Source organism: Polaromonas sp., assembly GCF_012927455.1.
In the GTDB taxonomy this organism is placed as follows: Bacteria; Pseudomonadota; Gammaproteobacteria; order Burkholderiales; family Burkholderiaceae_C; genus Polaromonas.
Genome location: NZ_JABBPE010000005.1, coordinates 71,017 through 85,245 on the forward strand (window position 1 = coordinate 71,017; position 14,229 = coordinate 85,245).

Genomic DNA, 14,229 nt, shown 5'->3' on the forward strand with positions numbered 1-14,229 from the left:
GGCTTCGCCGGGCCGCAGGCGCAGCGGCCCCCTCAAGAGGCAGCGAGCTACACGAAGTGGGCGAACGTGGAGGCACCATGTCTACTCATAGCCGAAAGTTTTTACCCGTGCCTCGTCATCCGCCCAGCCCGAACGGACCTTGACCCAGATCTCCAGGAACACCTTGCCACCCGTAAGCGCTTCGAGTTCGTGCCGGGCCTCGGTACCGATGCGCTTGAGCTTTTCGCCCTTCTCGCCAATGATCATGCCCTTGTGACCGTCACGCTCGACGACGATGGTGGCGGCAATCTTGCGCAAATTGCCCTCTTCCTCGTACTGGTCGATCAGCACGGTAGAGGTGTAGGGCAGCTCGTCGCCGGTCAGGCGAAACAGTTTTTCTCGAATGATCTCGGCGGCCATGAAGCGGTCGCTACGGTCGGTCAGCTCGTCGGCACCATACATCCACGGCTGCAGCGGCAGGTATTTTGAGCAAATGCCGAACAGCCGTTCGACATCCTTGGCATTGTTGGCCGACATGGGCACAAACTCGGCGAAGTTGTGGCGTTCCTGCATCTCCTTTAGCCAGGGCGCAATCTCGGCGCGGCGATGAATCAGGTCGAACTTGTTGGCCAGCAAAATCGCCGGGATTTTCTCGGGCAGCAAAGACAGTACTTTGGCGTCGGCCTGGTTGAATTGGCCTGCCTCCACGACAAACACGATCAGGTCCACGTCGTTGACGGCGCCGACCACCGTGCGGTTCAGCGAACGGTTCAAGGCATTGCTGTGCCGGGTCTGAAAGCCTGGCGTGTCGACAAAGACAAATTGCGTCGCATCGATAGTGCGCATGCCGGTGATACGGTGCCGGGTGGTTTGCGCCTTGCGCGAGGTGATGCTGATCTTCTGGCCGACCAGCGCATTGAGCAGGGTGGACTTGCCCACGTTGGGTTTGCCGACGATGGCAATCAGGCCGCAGCGCTGCTCGCCAACCGGGGGAATATTGGTTGCAGGCGAGTCTCTGTCAGGGGCGGGGACGGCGGCTCCGCGAGACACCAAAGCCTGGGTCAGCATGGCGCCTATCGCGTCCTGCTCCTGCCCGCGCTCTGGTGGAGGAGTCGACAGCTTGGCGGCCGCAGCCTTCACCACCGGTTTTGCTGCCGTTTTTGACGCAGCTTTTAACCCAACTTTAGGCGTGGTTTTGGGCGCCGCTTTTACCGGCTTGCTGGTTTCTTTTTTTACTGTACTCATGGTCTATCTATGGTGTTGGGCTGCGGCCCCCTGGTCCGAGCCAGGATTTGGCAGCGCGTAATCAGGCGTCGAGTGTTTTGACAAACGTCAGCATGGCGGCTGCGGCGGCCTGCTCACCGGCCCGGCGCGAGCCGCCGATGCCGCGTTCAGCGCGTCCGAATTCGGTGATTTCGCACTCCACATCGAAGGTCTGCTGGTGCGCGGCGCCCATGGTGCCCACCACGCGGTAAATGGGAAGATTCATTTTGCGCCCTTGCAGCCACTCCTGCAATTCGGTTTTGGGATCCTTGCCGATGGCCTGCATCTGCGGGTTGACTTCCACATCCTTAAACAGGCGACGCACCAGGCGGGAAGCGGCGTCGAAGCCGGCGTCGAGGTAAACCGCGCCAATCACCGCTTCCAACGCATCGGCCAAAATGGAAGGCCGCTTTTGGCCGCCGGACTTGGCCTCACCTTCGCCCAGACGCATCAGGCCCGCCAGGCCCAGCACCAACGCCAGGTTGTGCAGCGTGTCCTGCTTGACGAGGTTAGCCCTGACGCGCGACAAGTCGCCCTCAGGCAGTTCGCTCAGTTGCTCGTACAGCAACCCCGCCACGGCCAGATTGAGGACGGAATCCCCGAGGAACTCAATGCGTTCGTTATGGTCGGCCGAAAAACTGCGATGCGTTAACGCCTGTACCAGCAGTTTGGGATTGGAAAAATCATGCTGCAGGCGCTTTTGCAGGGCCAGCAGATCTGGACTTGAGGTGGCACTGGCTCGCACTTACTTGGATCGGCCGTTGTACTTGAGCAGCAGGTAGGCCGGGCCAGCCATGTGAATTTCCTTGGTATAAGCAAAAGCCACCACGGTGTTGCCGCCTTCCTTGCTCACTTCCAGATCCTTGCCGGCGATTGATTTGATGTCATCAATCTGCGCGGCTTTGTCGAAAATGGACTTTACCTCGGCCACTGTGCTGCCCTCTTTGGCTTTGCTGGCCGCCTTGGTGATGGCCTGGTACTCAATCAGCGTAGGCGCAACCTGGGCAGCTAGCACCCCGGCGCAAGCCAGCACGATACCCACAAACAGAAGGCCGATGAAGGAAATGCCGCGTTGCTGATGTTTCATTTTTTCTTTTACTCTAGCTGGTAAGCCGGATGAACGCTGTGAACTATGGCCTGGGCATTCCGCAGTCCGCCCCCCCTGCCGAACTTACTGGAATGAACCAATACGTTTTAGATTGCCGAAATTCATCCAGACAAAAAAGGCTTTGCCGACGATGTTTTTTTCAGGGACAAAGCCCCAATAACGGGAATCGAGTGAATTGTCGCGGTTGTCGCCCATCATGAAATAGTGCCCTTCGGGCACCTTGCAAACCACCCCTTCGCTACTGTAGCGACAATTTTGCTTGAAGGGAAAATCATCGGCTCCGGGGATGAAGGCGGGTCGATCCTCGTCGTTAAGCAGACGGTATTTTTTGCTGCCGCTGACTTCCTCGAATTGCTTGGCGTAGCGCAGCGCATCCTCGTCAAAGAAATCAGGCAGTGGCGTCTTGGTTAGGGACTTGCCATTGATGGTGAGCTTTTTGTTGAGGTAAGCCACTTCGTCGCCTGGCACACCGACCACGCGTTTGATGTAGTCCAGGCTCGGCTTGGGTGGATAGCGAAACACCATCACGTCGCCGCGCTCGGGGCTATGGTTGTCAAGCAACTTGGTGTTGATGACGGGCAAGCGCACACCGTAATGGAATTTATTGACCAGAATCAGATCGTTGATCAGCAGCGTTGGAATCATCGATCCAGACGGAATCTTGAAGGGTTCAAACAGGAAAGACCGCAGCAGGAAAACCACCACAATCACGGGAAATAGACCTGCGGTCCAATCCAGCCACCAAGGCTGCATGAGGAGGCGGTTTTTGGTTTCAACGGTGTGGTCATCGACCTGACTGATACCCATTTTGGCGAGCTCGCCCTGACGCCGCAAGGCACTTGCCTCAAGCGTTGCGACGGCTAGGCGCCGCTGCGGCAGAAAGTACACCCTCTCGGCCACCCAATAGATGCCTGTAACCAGCGTCGCCAAGAACAGCAGCAGGGCAAAGTTGCCTTCGACCACACCAAAATACCAAGCTGCGCCGTACCCGATAAACATCGCCAGCACGATCGCTGTGATTGAACTCATGACACCGCGCATTAATCTTCCACCTGCAATATGGCCAGGAAGGCCTCTTGGGGCACTTCCACCGAACCGATTTGTTTCATGCGCTTTTTACCCGCTTTTTGTTTCTCAAGGAGCTTGCGTTTGCGTGAGATATCGCCGCCGTAGCATTTGGCAATCACGTTTTTACGCAGCGCTTTGATTGTCTCACGCGCAATAATGTTGGCTCCAATGGCCGCCTGGATCGCCACGTCAAATTGCTGCCGTGAAATGATCTCGCGCATCTTGGCCACCACGGCGCGTCCGCGATAGGCTGATTGGCTGCGGTGCACGATGATGGATAGCGCATCGACCTTCTCGCCGTTGAGCAAAATGTCGACCTTGACCACGTCGGAAGCGCGAAACTCCTTGAAAACGTAGTCCATCGACGCGTAACCGCGTGACACGGATTTAAGCTTGTCAAAGAAATCGAGCACGATTTCGCCTAGCGGCATCTCGTAGGTGAGCATGACCTGCTTGCCGTGGTAGGCCATGTTCATTTGGACGCCGCGTTTGACGTTGGCCAGCGTCATGACGGCGCCGACATAATCCTGCGGCATATAAAGATGCACGGTAACTATAGGTTCGCGAATCTCGTTAACTCTTCCGGCATCTGGAATTTTCGAAGGATTTTCAACCCTGATGATTTCGCCATCGGCCTTGAGTACCTCGTACACCACGCTGGGAGCTGTCGTGATCAAATCCTGGTCGAATTCGCGCTCAAGGCGCTCCTGGACGATCTCCATGTGGAGCAGGCCGAGGAAGCCGCAGCGAAAGCCAAAGCCGAGGGCCTGACTTACCTCAGGTTCGTAATGCAGCGACGCGTCATTGAGCTTGAGCTTTTCCAGCGCATCGCGTAAAGAGTCGTACTCGCTGGCCTCGCTCGGATACAGACCGGCAAACACCTGCGGCTGGATTTCCTTGAAGCCGGGCAAGGCCTCGGTGGCCGTGAATGCAGCGCCACCTGTGCCGGGTTTGATCATGGTCAGTGTGTCGCCAACGCGCGCGGCCTGCAGTTCCTTGATGCCAGCGATCACAAAGCCCACTTCCCCAGCCTCCAGTGACGGACGATCTTCGGTGTGGGGGGTGAAGACTCCCAGCTGGTCGGCGTTGTAAGTGGCTTCACTGGCCATGAGCTTGATGCGATCGCCCTTCGCCAGACGCCCGTCCACCACACGCACCAGCATGACCACGCCTACATAAGCGTCGTACCAGCTGTCAATGATCATGGCGCGCAACGCGCCCAAGGGATTCCCTTGGGGTGGTGGGATCTTGGCAATCACGGCTTCGAGAATCTCGTCAATGCCCATGCCGGTCTTGGCGCTGCAGGGGATGGCATCGGTCGCATCAATGCCGATAACGTCCTCAATTTCCTGCTTGGCGTTTTCCGGATCGGCCTGCGGCAAATCCATCTTGTTGAGTACCGGCACGACTGTCACGCCCAGGTCCAGCGCGGTGTAGCAGTTGGCAACGGTTTGCGCTTCCACGCCTTGGCTGGCATCCACCACTAGCAGCGCACCTTCACAGGCAGACAAAGAGCGGCTCACTTCGTATGAGAAGTCCACGTGACCCGGTGTATCGATCAGATTGAGGTGATAAACCTGACCATCGCGTGCCTTGTATTTCAGCGTAGCGGTCTGCGCCTTGATGGTTATCCCACGCTCTTTCTCAAGCTCCATCGAATCGAGCACCTGCGCACTCATCTCACGATCCTGCAAGCCGCCACAGCGTTGAATGATTCGATCTGCGAGCGTGGATTTGCCGTGATCAATGTGCGCAATGATCGAAAAATTTCTGATGTGATTCATCAAAGAGAACGCCTAAGTACTTGAAAGCAATGCGAAGAAGTTGCACGCCAATCGCATGAACCATAAAAAAGGGCGCGTCGAGTAGCGACGCGCCCTGAACCAACAATCTATGGCAACTGCGATAGTTGGAGCTTCATTGTAGGCAAAAAGCCCGTGTCGAACAGTCCCAAAACGGCCAAATCTTTGACGTTGCAAGGTAGCAACAAGAAACTTATGCACAGCTTGTTCACAATTTATACTGTTTACCTATGGACAACTTGTGGGTGATCTGTGGATCGACAGTGCGCAGCACGGATTGACGGGGAAATCCCGAACTTCCTGTACTTTGATATATCGGAACAGCATAAAAATCTTGCTACATTCTAACCAAATTCATCAGTAACCTATATTTATAGTAAGTGAGCGCAAACAGACATGCATACGTTTTCTCATCGAAATATATTTTTAGAACTGGTAAAAACACTCTACTTTTTCTGAGAAAAAACCGCAGCCGAGCGAGCAATAGGGTCTTTTGATGGCTCGAATGTACAACTTGCTGAACACCAGCGATCAAATGAAGAGCCCGTCGCCTGAGCCATGGTCAAAACATCAGCGTCCCGGCCGGATCAGCGCATACTGCGCCAACTCGGCGCGCCGGAACAAGACATTGACGACCTTTGACTTGTCAATTTTCGCCAACGCAGCCTCAAACTCCTTGACGCTTGTGACTTCAGAATTCGCAATCGCAACAATCACATCGCCCTCGCGAAGTCCTGCCCGTGCTGCCGCACCTTCAGCAGTGTCGACTTTTACCCCTCCCTTGATCTTGAGTTCCTTTTTTTGCGCTTCAGGCAGATCACTCACCGCCAGACCCACCACTTGCGCGGGACCAGCCACTGGCGGCTTGGGCTCTGGAGCGGAAGTTTTACGCACTGGTTTTTCTGGCTCTATTTCTGCGATAGTGACCGACAGATCTTTCACCACACCACGCCTGAATACAGTGATCGCAGCCTTGGTACCAGGCTTTACATTGCCCACCATACGTGGAAGATCGCTGGAATTGTCAATCGATTTACCCTCAAACTTAGTAATGATGTCTCCGGCTTCTATGCCTGCCTTTTCTGCTGGCGCACCACTTTCAACACCTCTTACCAGTGCCCCCTGGGCCTTGCCCAGACCTATGGACTCGGCCACTTCCTTGGTGACACGATCGATCTGAACGCCAATGCGCCCACGCGTTACCTTGCCGCTACTGCGCAACTGGTCTGATACCCGCGCCGCTTCGTCGATCGGTATGGCAAAGGAAATACCTTGAAAGCCGCCTGAGCGTGAATAAATTTGACTGTTGATGCCCACGACCTCCCCACGCATATTGATCAGAGGACCACCCGAGTTGCCCGGATTAATGGCCACATCCGTCTGGATGAAAGGCAGGTAGTCGCCGGTATCACGTTGCTTGGCGCTGACAATGCCCGCCGTTACGGTGTTCTCAAGGCCAAAGGGCGAACCAATAGCCATGACCCATTCGCCCACCTTGAGGCGATTCATATCACCGATTTTTACAGCGGGCAACCCGGTCGCCTCGATCTTGACCACCGCTACGTCGCTGCGCTTGTCCGCCCCGATAATTTTGGCCTTGAATTCGCGTTTGTCCGGCAGGGTGACGATCACTTCATCCGCGCCTTCCACCACATGGGCGTTTGTCATGACAAAGCCGTCGGCCGTGAGAATGAACCCCGAGCCCACGCCACGCGGCTGGTCCTCGTCCGGTTGCTGCGGCTGGGGCTGCGGGTGGTTGCGATCCGGCCGCGGCGCGCGAGGCATGTTGGGGGGAACCGGGATCCCGAAACGCTTAAAAAACTCAAGCATCTGCTCGTCGGCGCCCCCTGGGCCAGACGCTTTGACTTTCTCAAGCGTTCGGATATTGACCACCGATGGCCCCACTTGCTCCACCAAGTCAGTAAAGTCAGGCAGCGTACGGCCTTGCGCCCAAACGGATTGGACAGGCAGCACAGTACTTGCGGCAACGGCCGCCAGCAACCCTGCAGCAAAATAAGAGCGCAGGGGTTTCCAGTTCATTTCAAGCATCATCGGCCTCGTCATAAATAAATAAATGGGGGGTGATCAGATAAAAAGATGGTGAACAAAAATTCACACCAAAGCAAGTGGGGTCAGGACCAATAAAAGCAAACTACCGTGCTGCACAAAATTCTGGTGTCATGGCAAAAGTATGCCCGGCAACTATTTCTTACGCTGCATCCCGTCGGCAAAGAGCCGTAAGGTCGTCATGGGCACCTCGCCCATGACGGTTACCCAATAACCCTCGATCTGTTTGGTCATGGTCTGGGTAGCGCCCAACGAAAGGCTGGACTCTTTGTCATGGCGCTGCCGATCAAAACGCTCCACAAAAACCGAGACCGACGCCAGCCCGTCTGAAAATATCCATTGAAGTGGTTCTTCGCCAATCACACCATTTGTCGCGTTAGCCGGGCGCTTGTAGCAACTCATGGACTTGAAGCCAGCCACCGGCGCCCTCATAACCCAACCTTCGGCGCTTGCCGTAGTCTTTACCAGCACAGGTTTTTCAACGCGGTAGCCGTCTACCTTGGTCATCATTTGCACGAGTTTGTCCATTTTCACGGGCGCATCGAGTTTCAATTCCGAAAAAGCCGCCTGCTCGAGCACTTTGCCATCGGTATCCAGTGTCTGCAGCTTTACCACCAAACCCTTTTTCTGTTCGGTCCAGACACGGTAGCCGAAACGCAGCTTGTCTTTTGGAACAAGTACGATGATGTCGGCTTCGACTCCAGCCACGCGCTCGGCGCCATCGTGCCGAACCTTGTAGAAGTCGGCAATGCGGCTGTCGGTCGATTGAAGCAACTCGGGAAATATTCCCAATGACTCCCGTTTTTCGCTGCGCACCACTTTATGGTCCGGCAGAAAGGTGACGACTTGGTCGTTGTGCCGAAAGATGGAACGCGGCGCGCCTGTGAGCGTTTCAACCCGCTCCAACTGCTGACCGCCTTCGCAAACACGCCAGATTTTGGCGCTGGACATGGCCCCGCCAGACTGCACGACAAACGTCCCGACATACGAAAGTTTCCTGGATGCTTCGTGGATGCGCTTTAACCAGTCATTAATGTGTTTGGACTCTGCTTCCGCAGGCAACACAGCGCGGCTGGGTGCGGGTCCAGCCGCTTCGAAGGCTTTAGCGCCCTCATCCTCGGCGGAGGTGGTTAACTTTCCTTGGGGCGGTGGCCCACTATGAAAAAGCACTGCCGGCAAAAATCCTTGGGCCGCTACATAATTCGTAGCTAGAAGCGACCATGTAGCAAGGGCTAGAAGGCGAAAACACCTGGAATTCATGGATTTATGCAAGCAGGGCCTGAGTTCGGAGCTCACTCAACGTCTCGCATTCTGCGGTGCTTCAAAAGTAGCGTTTCGCAAAAAACCCGAGGGCACCTGCAAGGCAGAGTTACCTCCCAACTGTCTGTGTGCTGCCAGCAGTTCCTCAAGCCTGGCATCGCGCACCATCGGGCCTTGCGGCGAAGTCACCACAACTTGCTGGACGCCGGGACCCTGGGCAAGCTGCGGCGCAACGGCCGGCGAAATAAATCCAGAAACGTTCCAGGCGACGGCGGTCACGGCGGCAAGGGAAGCCAGGCCAGCGAGCAGCTTCCAGCGAAAATTACCATCATTGGACGCCGCGCCCCGGTGGTGTATCAAGTCAGCGGCAGCATTTCCACTGACCAGAACTGTGGAATCAAAGTCAAGTGGTAGCATTTCGGCCGTAGAGAAAGATTCCTGCGCGATGCGTTGGCTGAGCCGACTCACAAACGCCATGTCCGCACCATGCGTTGCGAGCACCGACAGACCAGCAGGCAATCGAAGCACCTCACCGATCAGGTGGTAGGTGTTCCAGTCGGCAAGCGCGGACCCGCCGCGCTCGCAGACCTGGAGTACAGCTGCAACATCCCCGCTGCTCAACTGGCCATCGGCCAAGGCAGACATGAGTTCGCTGGTTTGCTGAAACGGTTTCATGATGTGTTTGGGCAGCGTAGCTGCCAGTTTCTTAATGGCTGAAAAACTTGCTCTTACTCGCTATCCGCTCTTCATGATCTTTGTGCTCTTCAACGCTTGGGCTCTAACGCTTCACCAGCGCTTGCCTGACTGGTTTTCCAGTAAGGGCTTGACTTTCTCCGAAATCGCTTCGCGGGCCCTGAAAATTCTGGACCGAACCGTGCCTATGGGGCAGTTCATAGCTTCCGATATCTCCTCGTAACTCAGCCCTTCAATTTCACGCAAGGTAATAGCCTGGCGGAGCTCATGCGGAAGCGCGTCCATGGCGGAATTGATGATTTGCGCTATTTCCTTGCTGGCCAACACGGCATCTGGTGTTTCGGAACTTGTTAGTTCGTTTTCCAGCGGGGAAGTTTCATCGTCATCCGCCGATTTGAAGGAATTCTCTGAAACGGTCGGATCGCGTTTGAGGTCCATCAAGGCTTTTTTGGCGGTGTTGACCGCAATCCGGTACAGCCAGGTGTAGAACTGGGCCTCACCCCTGAATTGAGCCAATGCCCGGTAGGCCCGAATAAAGGTCTCTTGAGCAATATCTTCGACGAGATCCACATCACGAACCATGCGTCCTATCAGGCGCTGAATTCGCCGCTGGTACTTGATGACCAGCAGTTCAAAAGCCTTCTGATCACCCGCAACCGTACGTTCGACGAGGATGGCATCGCTGTCGGTAGCCTTCTCGGCCGGCAACGGTGGCGGGTCGGAGATCATGGATTTTTTTGCGTGGCAACAACCGGGTGCATAGACACGGATACTGCCACAGCATGCGGCGGTTCGGCGTGCAACGAGCCGTGCGGCGTCGAGGCAACGGTCGGCCGGCGCGGAGAATAGACCGCGCGGCGCAGATCGAGCCAGCGCTCGGGCGCGGCTTGACTATCTACCCAGATCCACAATTTGGCTTGCGCCTGACTTTGCAGCCGCAGCAGCAATCTATGCTGAAAATCGGCGGCCACCGAGAGTTCATATTCTGTAATTCCGGCCTGGTAGTTCAGCCTTTCCCAGCGCCAGACATCTCCATCCCATGCCAACTGGCCGGCCGGGGCGTTTTTGGTGCCTATAAATGCTGCCACGCCAGCAAGAAAAACGGCGACGAGGGCTATAACGGTGCGCCAATCCACCTGCCGGGTAACGTAAACCCAGAGTGGCACTAACAGCAGACCGGCAAGCCACAAACCCAGCAATACCCAGCCCTGAAAGCGCGAACGCCCCAGCGGATAGATGACCGGTGGGGCGTTATGTGCGCTCAAGGCAGTTTGTAGTTTGGCGCGCGCAAGAAACAGTGAAATAAAGCCGCGTCAGACGCGCTTGAATACCAGTGTGCCGTTGGTACCACCAAATCCAAAATTATTCTTGATCGCAATTTCGATTTTGGAATCTCGCGCTGTGTTGGCGCAGTAGTCCAGGTCACACTCGGGATCCTGATTGAAAATATTGATGGTCGGTGGAATTTTCTGATGATGCAGTGCCAGTACAGTGAACACCGACTCAACACCGCCAGCGCCTCCCAGAAGGTGGCCTGTCATGGATTTAGTGGAGCTAACCACCATGTCCTTGGCGTGGCTGCCAAACGCCGCCTTGATAGCATTGGTTTCATTCAAGTCCCCGAGCGGAGTGGACGTGCCGTGGGCATTGAGGTATTGAACCTGATCGGCATTGATGCCAGCATTCTTCAACGCCATAACCATGGAGCGGCGGGGGCCGTCGATGTCAGGTGCCGTCATGTGATAAGCGTCAGCGCTCATACCAAAGCCGATGACTTCGGCGTAAATCTTCGCACCACGCGCTTTGGCGTGCTCGTACTCTTCCAGCACCACCACGCCGCTACCTTCGCCCAACACAAAGCCATCCCGGTCCTTGTCCCAGGGTCGCGAAGCTGTTTTGGGGTCTTCATTACGAGTCGAGAGAGCCCTAGCCGCAGCAAAGCCGCCAAGGCCCAGCGGAGAGATCGTCGCTTCAGAGCCACCGGCAACCATGACATCGCAATCGCCATACTCAATCATGCGGGCCGACAGGCCAATGGCGTGAAGGCCGGTAGTGCAGGCGGTCACGACCGCGATATTGGGGCCTTTGAAGCCAAACTGGATCGATACATGCCCGGAGATCATGTTGATGATTGACGCCGGCACAAAAAACGGCGAGACACGGCGCGGGCCGCGACTGACCAGTTCGCCATGCATCTGCTCAATCAGTGGCAAACCGCCAATGCCTGAACCGATATTGCACCCGATGCGTACCGCCATCTCATCGCTTAAGGCAGCGCCGGTCGGCAGGCCGCTGTCAGCCACCGCCTGGAAAGCTGCTGCCAGCCCCAAGTGGATGAAGCGATCCATGTGACGAGCGTCTTTCTCGGGGATGTAATCCGATATCTTGAATCCCTTGACCTCACCTGCGAACTTGCAGGAAAAATCGCTTGCATCAAAATGGGTGATCAGATCAATACCGGGGGTTCCGGCAAGCACATTGGCCCAGGAATCGGCCACGGTATTACCTACCGGGCTGACACAACCCAGACCTGTCACGACGACACGACGACGGCTCATTCAGTAATCCTGAAAAAATCACGAAAGGCCATAAAAGACCTTTCAGGTTTGATAACAGCAAAGGCACGAAAGCCTCGGAATCTGTGCATGGCTCGACCCGGCGAGCGCTACAGGCCGGGATAGATCGCAAGCCGCACTTTACAGCCGATATCCCAGCTATTGTTCAAAAAATGCGGCGCCCTGAATCTCCCAACCTTGCGGCTGGTCAACCTAAGACGAGTGAGCAGATGTTCGTCAAGCCTTTTGGTGGGTATTCGCGTAGTCAACCGCGTTTTGGACAGTTGTGATTTTCTCGGCATCCTCGTCGGGAATCTCGATGCCAAACTCGTCCTCCAGAGCCATAACCAGTTCTACGGTGTCAAGTGAATCAGCGCCCAGGTCGGCCACAAAGGCTTTTTCACTGGTGACTTGACCTTCTTCCACGCCAAGTTGTTCGGCAATGATTTTCTTAACACGTGCTTCGATATCGCTCATAGTTCCCTCTGAGGGTTGTAAATTAATCCGTGATTTTACAGCCTTAGAGTCGTTTCTCTAAGCACCGGGCCGGACGGATAAAAACCGGCTTCGATTTCCTGTGTTTTACCACTGTCAACCCGCAGCTTTCATGAAACCCGCAAGGTCAACAGCTTGGACGGCTACATGTACATGCCACCGTTAACATGAATTTCCTGGCCCGTGATGTAAGCCGCCTGCGGACTGGCTACAAACGCCACAGCATGCGCAATATCTTGGGGTTTACCAAGATGACCCAACGGAATCTGTCCCAAGAGCATTTTTTTCTGCTCCTCCGACAGGCTGGCGGTCATGTCGGTTTCAATAAAGCCTGGCGCCACGCAATTGACCGTGATGTTGCGCGAGCCCAGCTCGCGCGCCAACGCACGCGTCATACCCGCCACGCCAGCCTTGGCTGCTGCGTAATTAACCTGCCCGGCATTGCCTGACGCACCGACCACCGACGTAATGCTGATAATGCGGCCATAGCGCTGCTTCATCATGGTCCGCATCACCGCACGACTCATGCGGAACACCGCTTTAAGATTGGTGTCGATTACCGAATCCCAGTCATCGTCCTTCAAGCGCATCGCCAGCATGTCACGCGTGATGCCTGCATTGTTCACCAAAACCTGCAACCCGCCGTGCTCTTTGACAATGCTGTCTATCAGCGCTTCTGCAGCTGCCGCATCATTCACATTCAGATTCTTCCCGACACAGCCCGGAAATGCCGCTAGAACCCGACTAATTTTTTCGGCCCCTTCGTCGCTGGTTGCGGTGCCAATCACCTTAAGTCCCTTTCGGGCCAGCTCAAACGCAATGGAAGCACCTATGCCACGCGATGCACCGGTGACCAGCGCGACCTGTCCTTCAAACTTTAATTCGCTCATGCAAGCATCCCCTTCACATCAACCAACGAGGCAGGATCATACAAGGGCGTACCCGTCAGCTCGGAATCAATTCTTTTCACCGTGCCCGCCAACACCCTGCCCGGCCCGCATTCAACAATGCTAGTCAGTCCGCGCGCTTTAATGGCTTGCACGCATTCAACCCAGCGCACCGGACCAAACGCCTGCTCGTAAAGCGCCGCTCGAATCCGGTCGGCATCGGTCTCGCTAGCTGCCTCAATATTATTGATGACCGGAATCTGGGGAGCTGCAAAATGAACGGTCGCCAATTTTTCCTTGAGCTTCTCAGCCGCTGGCTTCATCAGACTGGAATGAAACGGCGCCGAAACCGGTAAGGGCAAGGCTCGCTTGGCGCCGTTGGCCTTGAGGACTTCGCAGGCTTTGTCCACTGCAGCCTTGCTGCCTGCAATGACCGTCTGCAGGGGGTCATTGAAATTGACGGCTTCAACCACTTCAGTCGTGTTGATTCCAAACGTCCGCACCGCCTCTGCACATCCTGTAATCACCTTGGCCGCATCTAACCCCAGAATCGCGGCCATCGCGCCCACCCCCACGGGAACAGCGTCCTGCATGGCCTGCGCCCGAAATCGCACCAGTGGTACAGCCTGCGTCAGGGACAACACGCCCGACGCCACCAGCGCTGAATACTCCCCCAGGGAGTGCCCGGCCACTACAGCTGGTACGGCGTCGGTCTCGGCCATCCACGCCCGGTAAATCGCCACGCCTGCAACTAGCATCACAGGTTGGGTGTTGGTCGTCAGGCCCAGTTCCTCCTTCGGACCTTCCCGAATCAGTCGACCGAGGTCCTGATTCAGCGCGTCAGACGCCTCCACCAGCGTTTGCGCGATGACGGGGTGGTCACCCCAGGCATCCAGCATGCCGACCGACTGTGAGCCTTGGCCCGGAAAAACAAAGGCGAACGATTTCAAGTGAACACTCCGGTTATCAAACTTTTCAACTCAAGCCATGAAAAATATCAGGGCCAATTTCAGGAATACACACGCAGCCATCGCCGGTTGCACAACGGGCGC

14 protein-coding genes are annotated in these 14,229 nt (G+C 55.9%); all 14 read right to left on the minus strand.

Features of this window, described 5'->3' with window-relative positions:
• Positions 1 to 81 precede the first annotated feature (81 nt).
• Positions 82 to 1,047 (minus strand): GTPase Era, encoded by a 966-nt coding sequence (gene era, locus HHJ18_RS06320; RefSeq protein WP_296913493.1) that lies wholly within the window; start codon positions 1,045 to 1,047, stop codon positions 82 to 84.
• 238 nt (positions 1,048 to 1,285) lie between these two features.
• Positions 1,286 to 1,987, minus strand: a complete 702-nt coding sequence (gene rnc, locus HHJ18_RS06325; protein ID WP_296912830.1) for a ribonuclease III — start codon at positions 1,985 to 1,987, stop codon at positions 1,286 to 1,288.
• On the minus strand, positions 1,988 to 2,329 hold the full coding sequence (locus HHJ18_RS06330) for a DUF4845 domain-containing protein (RefSeq protein WP_296912832.1): 342 nt from the start codon (positions 2,327 to 2,329) through the stop codon (positions 1,988 to 1,990).
• Between the two features lie 84 nt (positions 2,330 to 2,413).
• Positions 2,414 to 3,379, minus strand: a complete 966-nt coding sequence (gene lepB, locus HHJ18_RS06335; protein WP_296912833.1) for a signal peptidase I — start codon at positions 3,377 to 3,379, stop codon at positions 2,414 to 2,416.
• Between the two features lie 11 nt (positions 3,380 to 3,390).
• Positions 3,391 to 5,202 carry a translation elongation factor 4 gene (gene lepA / locus HHJ18_RS06340; RefSeq protein WP_296912835.1) on the minus strand — a complete coding sequence of 604 codons (1,812 nt, stop codon included), beginning with the start codon at positions 5,200 to 5,202 and terminating at the stop codon, positions 3,391 to 3,393.
• 588 nt (positions 5,203 to 5,790) lie between these two features.
• The gene (locus tag HHJ18_RS06345; protein ID WP_296912838.1) at positions 5,791 to 7,269 is read right to left on the minus strand and encodes a DegQ family serine endoprotease; all 1,479 of its coding nucleotides are present in this window, start codon (positions 7,267 to 7,269) and stop codon (positions 5,791 to 5,793) included.
• A gap of 153 nt (positions 7,270 to 7,422) precedes the next feature.
• Positions 7,423 to 8,583, minus strand: a complete 1,161-nt coding sequence (locus tag HHJ18_RS06350; protein WP_296912841.1) for a MucB/RseB C-terminal domain-containing protein — start codon at positions 8,581 to 8,583, stop codon at positions 7,423 to 7,425.
• On the minus strand, positions 8,584 to 9,222 hold the full coding sequence (locus HHJ18_RS06355; RefSeq protein ID WP_296912844.1) for a sigma-E factor negative regulatory protein: 639 nt from the start codon (positions 9,220 to 9,222) through the stop codon (positions 8,584 to 8,586).
• Between the two features lie 111 nt (positions 9,223 to 9,333).
• Positions 9,334 to 9,969: an RNA polymerase sigma factor RpoE gene (gene rpoE / locus HHJ18_RS06360; RefSeq protein ID WP_296912847.1), complete on the minus strand. Its 636-nt coding sequence runs from the start codon at positions 9,967 to 9,969 to the stop codon at positions 9,334 to 9,336.
• On the minus strand, positions 9,966 to 10,505 hold the full coding sequence (locus HHJ18_RS06365) for a hypothetical protein (RefSeq protein WP_296912850.1): 540 nt from the start codon (positions 10,503 to 10,505) through the stop codon (positions 9,966 to 9,968). Before HHJ18_RS06365 ends, rpoE begins: the two co-directional genes overlap by 4 nt.
• Before the next feature lie 48 nt (positions 10,506 to 10,553).
• Positions 10,554 to 11,798, minus strand: a complete 1,245-nt coding sequence (gene fabF / locus HHJ18_RS06370; protein WP_296912852.1) for a beta-ketoacyl-ACP synthase II — start codon at positions 11,796 to 11,798, stop codon at positions 10,554 to 10,556.
• A 234-nt stretch (positions 11,799 to 12,032) separates the two neighbouring features.
• On the minus strand, positions 12,033 to 12,272 hold the full coding sequence (gene acpP, locus HHJ18_RS06375; protein WP_296912855.1) for an acyl carrier protein: 240 nt from the start codon (positions 12,270 to 12,272) through the stop codon (positions 12,033 to 12,035).
• Between the two features lie 161 nt (positions 12,273 to 12,433).
• Positions 12,434 to 13,180: a 3-oxoacyl-ACP reductase FabG gene (gene fabG / locus HHJ18_RS06380; protein WP_296912857.1), complete on the minus strand. Its 747-nt coding sequence runs from the start codon at positions 13,178 to 13,180 to the stop codon at positions 12,434 to 12,436.
• Entirely contained in the window at positions 13,177 to 14,127 is a 951-nt protein-coding gene (gene fabD / locus HHJ18_RS06385) for an ACP S-malonyltransferase (protein WP_296912860.1), read from the minus strand. Before fabD ends, fabG begins: the two co-directional genes overlap by 4 nt.
• Positions 14,128 to 14,229: the final 102 nt, after the last annotated feature.

Bases quoted from the DNA above. Each gene is read 5' to 3' on its own strand.
- era (WP_296913493.1), bottom strand. From the start codon at position 1,047: ATGCTGACCCAGGCTTTGGTGTCTCGCGGAGCCGCCGTCCCCGCCCCT.
- HHJ18_RS06330 (WP_296912832.1), bottom strand. From the start codon at position 2,329: ATGAAACATCAGCAACGCGGCATTTCCTTCATCGGCCTTCTGTTTGTG.
- lepB (WP_296912833.1), bottom strand. From the start codon at position 3,379: ATGAGTTCAATCACAGCGATCGTGCTGGCGATGTTTATCGGGTACGGC.
- lepA (WP_296912835.1), bottom strand. From the start codon at position 5,202: ATGAATCACATCAGAAATTTTTCGATCATTGCGCACATTGATCACGGC.
- HHJ18_RS06345 (WP_296912838.1), bottom strand. From the start codon at position 7,269: ATGCTTGAAATGAACTGGAAACCCCTGCGCTCTTATTTTGCTGCAGGG.
- HHJ18_RS06355 (WP_296912844.1), bottom strand. From the start codon at position 9,222: ATGAAACCGTTTCAGCAAACCAGCGAACTCATGTCTGCCTTGGCCGAT.
- rpoE (WP_296912847.1), bottom strand. From the start codon at position 9,969: ATGATCTCCGACCCGCCACCGTTGCCGGCCGAGAAGGCTACCGACAGC.
- fabF (WP_296912852.1), bottom strand. From the start codon at position 11,798: ATGAGCCGTCGTCGTGTCGTCGTGACAGGTCTGGGTTGTGTCAGCCCG.
- acpP (WP_296912855.1), bottom strand. From the start codon at position 12,272: ATGAGCGATATCGAAGCACGTGTTAAGAAAATCATTGCCGAACAACTT.
- fabG (WP_296912857.1), bottom strand. From the start codon at position 13,180: ATGAGCGAATTAAAGTTTGAAGGACAGGTCGCGCTGGTCACCGGTGCA.